Annotated in this window: 8 protein-coding genes; 7 read left to right on the top strand and 1 reads right to left on the bottom strand. The window is 63.2% G+C overall.

The window, feature by feature from the left end:
- Window positions 1–45: 45 nt before the first annotated feature.
- Window positions 46–882 (bottom strand): IclR family transcriptional regulator, encoded by an 837-nt coding sequence (locus HU811_RS22580; protein WP_186658171.1) that lies wholly within the window; start codon window positions 880–882, stop codon window positions 46–48.
- 245 nt (window positions 883–1,127) lie between these two features.
- On the opposite strand from HU811_RS22580, the gene HU811_RS22575 reads away from it, so the two are divergent.
- The 7 genes from HU811_RS22575 to HU811_RS22545 all read left to right on the top strand — a co-directional run bounded on the left by HU811_RS22575 (window position 1,128) and on the right by HU811_RS22545 (window position 7,835).
- Window positions 1,128–2,153, top strand: coding sequence for an ABC transporter ATP-binding protein (locus tag HU811_RS22575; RefSeq protein ID WP_092400607.1), 1,026 nt, complete (start codon window positions 1,128–1,130; stop codon window positions 2,151–2,153).
- Window positions 2,150–3,019 carry an ABC transporter permease gene (locus tag HU811_RS22570; RefSeq protein WP_092400605.1) on the top strand — a complete coding sequence of 290 codons (870 nt, stop codon included), beginning with the start codon at window positions 2,150–2,152 and terminating at the stop codon, window positions 3,017–3,019. The genes HU811_RS22575 and HU811_RS22570 overlap by 4 nt, the downstream gene beginning before the upstream one ends.
- 6 nt (window positions 3,020–3,025) lie before the next feature.
- A complete protein-coding gene (locus HU811_RS22565) occupies window positions 3,026–3,820 on the top strand; it encodes an ABC transporter permease (RefSeq protein WP_092400603.1) in 795 nt (264 codons plus the stop codon).
- A 7-nt stretch (window positions 3,821–3,827) separates the two neighbouring features.
- Window positions 3,828–4,118 (top strand): (2Fe-2S)-binding protein, encoded by a 291-nt coding sequence (locus HU811_RS22560; protein WP_092457032.1) that lies wholly within the window; start codon window positions 3,828–3,830, stop codon window positions 4,116–4,118.
- A gap of 169 nt (window positions 4,119–4,287) precedes the next feature.
- Entirely contained in the window at window positions 4,288–5,643 is a 1,356-nt protein-coding gene (locus HU811_RS22555) for an FAD/NAD(P)-dependent oxidoreductase (RefSeq protein WP_186658169.1), read from the top strand.
- Window positions 5,640–6,755: an NAD(P)/FAD-dependent oxidoreductase gene (locus HU811_RS22550; RefSeq protein ID WP_186658167.1), complete on the top strand. Its 1,116-nt coding sequence runs from the start codon at window positions 5,640–5,642 to the stop codon at window positions 6,753–6,755. The genes HU811_RS22555 and HU811_RS22550 overlap by 4 nt, the downstream gene beginning before the upstream one ends.
- An 18-nt stretch (window positions 6,756–6,773) precedes the next feature.
- The gene (locus tag HU811_RS22545; RefSeq protein ID WP_186658165.1) at window positions 6,774–7,835 is read left to right on the top strand and encodes an ABC transporter substrate-binding protein; all 1,062 of its coding nucleotides are present in this window, start codon (window positions 6,774–6,776) and stop codon (window positions 7,833–7,835) included.
- The last annotated feature ends 93 nt before the right edge of the window (window positions 7,836–7,928 follow it).

The raw sequence follows: 7,928 nt of genomic DNA, 5'->3' as shown, positions 1-7,928 counted from the left end.
TCGCGAGCAAGCCCGCTCCCACAGGGGCTGGAGATGTCGTGAAATTTAACCCTGCCCAAACACCTGCGAAGGTCTGCGCAGCAGCGGGTCGAACGGGTTGACTTGCGGTCCGATCAGCGCCGCCTCGCGCTTGAGCATCTCCACCACCGTCGGCAGGCGGTCGGGCCCCAGTCGATCACTCACGGTCGCCACGCTCAACGCCGCCACGGCGCGGCCCTCCCGGTCCAGGATCGGCACAGCCACCCCGGCCATGCCTTGCAACACGCCAGTATTGCGTCCGGCGTAGCCCAGCGCGCGTACGCTCTCCACTTCCGTGCGCAGGAAGACTTCATCGTACAAATGAAAATCCTTGAGCCGTGGCAGGTTGTACTGGATCACCGTGTCGCGCTCTTCTTCCGGCAGGAACGCCAGAATCGCCAAGCTGCCCTGCCCCACGCCCAACGCCACGCGACCGCCGATGTCGCCGGTGAATGTGCGGATCGGGAAAGGACCTTCGCTGCGGTCCAGGCAGATCGCATCGAAACCACTGCGCGCCAGCAGAAATAACGAATCCCCCAGGGACGCCGACAGCCGTAGCATGGCGGGCCGCGTCAGCTCACGAAGGTTGCCGGTGTTCCCGGCACGCGCGGCCAAGGCAAAGAAGTCCAGGCTCAGGCGATAGCGTTTGCTGCGCGCGTCCTGCTCGACCATGCCTTCGTCCATCAGGCTGCGCAGCATGCGATGCGTGGTGGGTTGAGACAGGCCGATGCGCTGAGCCAGTTGCGTGACCCGCTCCCCGCCCTCGACCGTGTCACCCAGGCTGCGCAACACGGCAAACAGTCGGGAGACCGCACCGACCCCGACTTCATTTTTTTCGTTATTCCGATCAATGGAATCTGACATTAGATTTCTCGGTAGTTAATTTACTCACCGAAGGAAACTGAAAATAGTCGTCGCTTCAGTGAAATAGTCCATTGAGCCCATCCTATTCTTCGTCCTACTCTGCGTCCATACAGGGGCGATTCGAACAACAGCGGCAGCCGACTTAACGCCGAGCGCCAACGCACCCCGCAGCATCCTTTCGTATCTGCCCATACAAAAAAGCGCGCCTTGTGGCGACGCATAACAATCTCAGGTGGAGCGCAATCATGGCTTTTGTGCAACTTGAAGGACTTGGCAAACGCTACGGCGACATCGATGCCGTGGTGGACACCCATCTCTCGGTGGAAAAAGGCGAATTCGTCTCGCTGCTGGGCCCCTCTGGCTGCGGCAAAACCACCACCTTGCAAATGATCGCCGGCTTCGTCGAAGTCAGCAGTGGGCGCATCCTGCTTGACGGTCGCGATATCACCCACGCCAAGCCCGCCAGTCGGGGCCTGGGCGTCGTCTTCCAAAGCTACGCGCTGTTCCCCCACATGACCGTCAAGGACAACGTCGCCTTCGGCCTGCGCATGCGAAAAGTGCCCGGCGCCGAGCTGCAACAACGGGTGAATCGGGTGCTGAAGCTGGTGCGTCTGGACCAGCACGCCGAGCGCTACCCGCGGGAACTCTCGGGCGGCCAGCGCCAGCGTGTGGCACTGGCCCGGGCGCTGGTGATCGAGCCGCCAGTGCTGCTGCTCGACGAACCGCTGTCCAATCTCGACGCCAACCTGCGCGAGGAGATGCAGTACGAAATCCGCCGCATTCAGCGGGAAGTCGGCATCACTACATTGATGGTGACCCACGACCAATCCGAAGCACTGTCCATCAGTGACCGGGTCGTGGTGATGCAAGCCGGGCGCATCACTCAGATCGACGCGCCGTACACCCTCTACGAACACCCGCGCACCGAATTCATTTCCGGCTTCGTCGGCAAAGCCAACCTGCTGCCCGGCGAGCGCGACAGCCAGGGCAACGTTCAAGCTTGCCGCCAGGGCCACGGCCCACTGGTCTTGAGCCTGCGTCCAGAGAAAATCGATCTGTGCCAAGCCGGCTCGGGTCGGTTGCAAGGGGTCATAGTCAGCCGCTTCTTTCTCGGCAGCCAATGGCTGTACGGCGTCTCGACCAACCTGGGCGAACTCAGCGTGGTGCGCCGCAACGACGGCTGTGCGCCGCTGACCGAAGGCACGGCGGTGGGTCTTGACTGGGATCCGGCGCTGCTGCGGGTGCTGAGCGTGGACGAGGTGCCGGCATGAAGCTGATCGATGCAATGCGCCGGGGAAGGCAAGGCTACCTGATGTCAGCCCCCGCCCTGGCCTGGTACCTGGGCCTGCTGGTCATTCCCTTGGGGCTGACGTTGGTGCTGTCGTTCAACGTCTTCGACTACGGCACCGGCATCGACGCGCACGCCTACACCCTCGACCACTACGCGAGCCTGCTGAGCGACCCGTACTATTACGAAATCTTTTTGCGCACATTCTGGATCAGCGCACTCACCACTATTTTGTGCGTGCTGATCGGTGTGCCCGAGGCCTATATCCTCAGCCGCATGGGCGCGCCTTGGCGCTCGATTTTCCTCATTCTGATTCTCACGCCGCTGCTGATTTCGGTGGTGGTGCGGGCCTTCGGCTGGAGTCTGCTGCTGGGTGCCGACGGGCTGGTCAACCAGACGTTGCAAGCCTTCGGTGGTTCACCGATGAAGCTGCTCTATACGCCGTTTGCCGTGGTCATCGCCCTGGTGCATGTGATGCTGCCGTTCATGATCATCCCGGTCTGGACCTCGCTGCAAAAGCTTGACCCAGCCGCCGAACAGGCCGCGCTGTCCTTGGGCGCCAGCCAGTTCACGGTGATGCGCAAGGTCGTGCTGCCGCAGATCATGCCCGGCGTATTGTCCGGCACCCTCATCGTGTTCGGCCTCGCCGCCAGCTCCTTCGCCATTCCCGGCCTGCTCGGCGGGCGCCGCCTGAAAATGGTCGCCACGCTGATCTACGACCAGTACCTGTCGGAGCTGAACTGGCCAATGGGCGCGGCGATTGCCGTCGCGTTGCTGCTGCTCAACCTGCTGATCATGCTGTCGTGGAACCGCATGATCGAAGGCCGCTACAAGAAGTCATTGGGGTAACTCGTCATATCCAGGAACGGTCCTTTCGCCCTGTTGTTTCATGCCCTGGTGGTGGTGTTCATGATGGCGCCGCTGGTAGTGGTTTGTCTGGTTGCCTTCACCCCGGAAAACACCCTGAGCCTGCCGACCACGGCGTTTTCCCTGCGCTGGTTCCGTGCGGTGTTCGAACGCGCCGACTTTATCGATGCGTTCTACAACAGCCTGATCCTGGCGTTCAGCGCGGCGTCGTTGGCGACCCTGATCGCGGTGCCGGCAGCGCTGGCGATCACTCGGCTCGAATTCCCTGGCCGGGATTTTTTCAATGCCCTGTTCCTGTCGCCAATCATCATTCCGCACCTGGTGCTGGGTGTGGCGTTGCTGCGGCTGTTTGCGCTGATGGGCGTGAACGGCAGCTTCACCTGGCTGATCTTCGCCCACGTGCTGGTGATTACTCCGTATGTGCTGCGTCTGGTGCTGGCCTCGGCCATCGGTCTGGACCGCAGCGCCGAGCAGGCCGCGCAATCGCTAGGGGCCGGGCGCTTCACACTGTTTCGACAAATCACCTTGCCGATGATTCTGCCCGGGGTAGCCGGGGGTTGGTTGCTGGCGTTCATCAACAGTTTCGACGAGGTCACCTTGTCGATCTTCGTCACGTCACCGGCCACGCAAACCCTGCCGGTGCGCATGTATGTCTACGCCACCGAATCCATCGACCCGATGATGGCGGCAGTGTCGGCGCTGGTCATCGCGCTCACGGCGCTGACCATGATTCTGCTCGACCGGGTCTATGGCCTGGATCGGGTTCTGGTGGGCAAACAATGAGGGCGCCATGGCTCTGCTGACACGACTGGCCGAGGGCGACCGCCCGGCACTGGACTTTACCCTCGACGGCAAACCGGCCATCGGTCTGCTGGGCGATACGCTGCTCACCGCTGTGCTCACCTGCAGTGAACACTTGCGCGGCAGCGACTTCAGCGCCGAGCCCCGGGCCGGTTTCTGCCTGATGGGCGCCTGCCAGGATTGCTGGGTCCGGTTGGGCGACGGCCGCCGCGTGCGCGCCTGCTCGACGCTACTTGAAGCCGGCCAGCAAGTCATCCGTGAACCGGGGCGTCAGCTATGAACATTGCCGGCTGGGATGGCCTCATCGCGAGCAGGCTCGCTCCCACAGGAGACTTGCGGCGCCCGCACACTCAAGCATCATCACCACAAATCCCATGTGGGAGCGAGCCTGCTCGCGATAGCGTCTTTGAAGAATCCGCCAAACCCACCGCATCGCCTGCGAGGTGGCTATGAAACCGGTAGCCATCATCGGGGCCGGCCCGGCGGGTATCCGCGCCGCCCAGACCCTGGTCGCCCACGGCGTTTACCCCATCCTGCTGGACGAAGCCGCACGCGGTGGCGGACAAATCTATCGGCAACAACCGGCCAATTTCAAACGCTCGCCGGCCAAGCTGTATGGCTTTGAGGCGCACAAAGCCAGCGCCCTGCACCAAACCTTCGACGCGTTGCGCGAACAGCTCGATTACCGGCCAGACACACTGGTGTGGAACGCCGAGGCCGGCCTGCTGGATACCTTGCATGAGGGCCGTGTCGCACGCGTGGAGTACGCCAGCGTGATCGTCGCAACGGGCGCCACTGACCGAATCCTTCCCGCTCCGGGATGGACCCTGCCAGGTGTGTACAGCCTGGGCGCGGCGCAGATCGCCCTGAAGTTCCAGGGTTGTGCCATCGGCGAACGGGTGGTGTTCGCCGGCAGCGGCCCTTTGCTTTATCTGGTGGCTTATCAATACGCCAGGGCCGGCGCCAAGGTGCTCGCGGTACTCGATAGCTCGCCCTTGAGCGCCCAGGCCCGCGCCCTGCCCGGCCTGCTGGCTCAACCGGCCACACTGGCCAAGGGGCTCTACTATCGCGCCTGGCTGACCAGCCACGGCATTGCTGTGCATCAAGGTGCAAGCCTGTCGCGTATCGACGGAGAAAGGCGCGTCCAGTCCCTGAAATGGCGCAACGCCAAAGGTGAGCAAGCCCTCGATTGCGACGCGGTGGCCTTCGCCCACGGCTTGCGCAGCGAAACCCAACTGGCTGATCTGCTGGGCTGCGAATTTTCCTGGAGTCACCTTAACCGTGCCTGGCTGCCACAGCGCGACCCTGCCGGTCGCAGCAGCGTGCCAGGGGTCTACCTGGCAGGCGACGGCGCTGGAATCATGGGTGCCGACGCTGCGGAGATAGCCGGCGAACGTGCAGCCCTGGCCTTGCTCGAAGACCTGGGCTACCTCGTCGACCCGCAGCGTTGCGCCCAACTGGAACAATCCCTGGAGCGCATCGGCCGTTTCCGACAGGGCTTGGAGCGCGCCTTTGTCCTTCCCACGGATTGGGCCGCCCACGCCGCTGACGACCTGATGATCTGCCGCTGCGAAGAGGTCAGCGCCGGCGAGATCCGCCAGGTAGTGGGCGAAGGCCATTGGGAAATCAACCGGGTCAAGGCCCATTGCCGGGTCGGCATGGGGCGTTGCCAAGGCAGAATGTGCGGCGCGGCAGCGGCGGAAATCATTGCCAGCGAGAGCGGGCGTCCGGTCGGCGAAATCGGCCGGATGCGGGCACAGGCACCGGTCAAACCCCTCCCCTTTGGCCTGGAGATCGAGCCTTGATCGAAGTGGACGTCGTGATCATTGGCGGCGGTATCGTCGGGGCCTCGGCCGCGCTGTTCCTGAGTAAAGCCGGACGCCGGGTGGCATTGCTGGAGCGAGACTTCTGCGGTTCGCACTCCAGCGGCGTGAACTACGGCGGCGTGCGGCGCCAGGGTCGACCGTTGTCACAACTGCCGCTGTCGCAACGGGCCCATGAAATCTGGAGCCAGTTGCCGCAGTTGATCGGCATCGACGGGGAGTACCAGCGCAGCGGTCACCTGAAATTGGCCCGCAGCCCCGACGACTTGCGGGCCCTGCACGACTATGCTGCCAACAGCCAGGGCTTCGGCCTTGATCTGCAACTGCTGGACCGTGACCAGTTGCGCGCCCGCTTCCCATGGGTCGGTGCAGTTGCAGTCGGAGCATCCCTCTGCCCGGACGACGGCCACGCCAACCCGCGACTGGTGTCCCCGGCATTTGCCCAAGCGGCCCGCAGGCATGGCGCACAGGTCTTTGAACAATGCGCAGTCAGTCATGTGGAACATGACGGCCAGCGCTTTGGTGTGCGTACCGAAACGGGCCTGGTGCTTCAGGCTCCCTGGCTGCTGAACTGCGCGGGCGCCTGGGCGAGCCATTTTGCCGGGCAATTTGGCGAAGCGGTGCCCATGCACGCCGGACATCCAGCGATGCTGGTCACTGAGCCATTGCCCTTGGTGATGGATGCCAGCACCGGCGTGGAGGGCGGCGGTATCTACGCCCGTCAGGTCGCCCGCGGCAACTGCGTACTGGGGGGCGGCCAGGGTTTCGCCCTGGACGATGCCCGCGCCCGACCCGGCCAGAACGCAGTGATCGACATCCTGCGCCAAGCCGTCGAGCTCTACCCTTTTTTGGAGGGTGCCCAGGCGATTCGCACCTGGAGCGGCACCGAAGGTTACCTGCCCGATCGCCAACCGGTGATCGGCCACAGCAGCACCCAACCCGGCCTGTTGCATGCGTTCGGCTTTGCCGGCGCAGGTTTTCAGATCGGTCCCGCGGTGGGCCAGGCGCTCACCGAAATCATCTGCTGCGGCGCGTCAAAAACGTCGCTGGATGCGTTTTCAATCACCCGGTTTCACTCCATCTCCGTTGCTTGATAGAGGAAGGTCGCGCCAATGAATAACGTCAAACGCAGTGCATTGTTCGGTTTCTGCTCGTTGGGTTTCTCCTGCCTGGGCGCTTTGCTCCCGGTCAGCCAGGCGCTGGCCGAGACGACGCTTTATCTGGGCATGAACGGTGGGACCATGGAGCGGCTTTATGCCGACAAGGTCTTGCCGGCCTTCGAAAAAGCCAACAACGTCAAAGTGGTGATCGTGCCCGGCACCTCCGCCGATATCCTGGCGAAAGTCCAGGCCAGTAAAGGCAACCCGCAAATGCACGTGATGTTCCTCGATGACGGCATCATGTACCGCGCCATCGCCATGGGGCTGTGCGACAAGCTCGAAGACAGCCCGCCCCTGGCGCAGATTCCGGCCAAGGGCCGCATCAAGGATCAAGCCGTGGCGGTCAGCCTCGGTGTCACGGGACTGGCCTACAACACACGGTTGTTCAAGGAAAATGGCTGGAGCGCGCCCACCTCCTGGATGGACATGGCCGATCCGCGCTTCAAGGACAAACTGGTATTCCAGTCCCTGGCTTCCTCGACCTTCGGCCTGCACGGTTTCCTGATGTTCAACCGGATCCAGGGCGGCAGCGAAGCCGACGTCGAACCGGGCTTCAAGGCCTGGCCAAACACCGTCGGACGCAACGTGCTGGAATATATCCCGAGCTCCGCGAAGATCTCCGAAATGCTGCAAACCGACGAAGCCGCGCTATTCCCGTTGACGCCTACCCAAGTGACCGCGCTCAAACTCAAGGGCATGCCGGTCGAGTACGCGCAACCCAAGGAAGGCGCGGTGGTGCTTAACGTCGCTGAGTGCGCCATTGCCCAGAACACCCAGCCTGAACTGGCGCAAAAGCTCGCCGCCTTCCTGCTCACGCCCCAAGCCCAGGCCATTGCCCTGGAAGAAGGCGACCAGATCCCGTCCAACCCCACCACACCCACCACTGACAAAACCCGCGGCCAGGTAGAGGCGATGAAGCAGTACCTGGAAACGGCCATTGCGGTGGATTGGGACCAGGTCAACGAGCAACGCCCGGCCTGGAACGCGCGCTGGAACCGCAGCGTCGAACGCTAGACACGTTTGTGGGAGCAAGGCTTGCCCGCGATGAAAGCAACGCGGTCTTCGAGAAAGCGAGGTGCCTGCATCGCGGGCAAGCCTTGCTCCCAC

This window comes from Pseudomonas tehranensis (assembly GCF_014268615.1).
Lineage (GTDB): Bacteria > Pseudomonadota > Gammaproteobacteria > Pseudomonadales > Pseudomonadaceae > Aquipseudomonas > Aquipseudomonas tehranensis.
Note: the sequence above shows the minus strand (reverse complement) of the source record. Positions and strands in the feature narration are given on the sequence as shown.

Coding starts and splice junctions, on each gene's coding strand:
- HU811_RS22545 (WP_186658165.1), top strand. CDS start 6,774: ATGAATAACGTCAAACGCAGTGCATTGTTCGGTTTCTGCTCGTTGGGT.
- HU811_RS22560 (WP_092457032.1), top strand. CDS start 3,828: ATGGCTCTGCTGACACGACTGGCCGAGGGCGACCGCCCGGCACTGGAC.
- HU811_RS22575 (WP_092400607.1), top strand. CDS start 1,128: ATGGCTTTTGTGCAACTTGAAGGACTTGGCAAACGCTACGGCGACATC.
- HU811_RS22555 (WP_186658169.1), top strand. CDS start 4,288: ATGAAACCGGTAGCCATCATCGGGGCCGGCCCGGCGGGTATCCGCGCC.
- HU811_RS22580 (WP_186658171.1), bottom strand. CDS start 882: ATGTCAGATTCCATTGATCGGAATAACGAAAAAAATGAAGTCGGGGTC.
- HU811_RS22570 (WP_092400605.1), top strand. CDS start 2,150: ATGAAGCTGATCGATGCAATGCGCCGGGGAAGGCAAGGCTACCTGATG.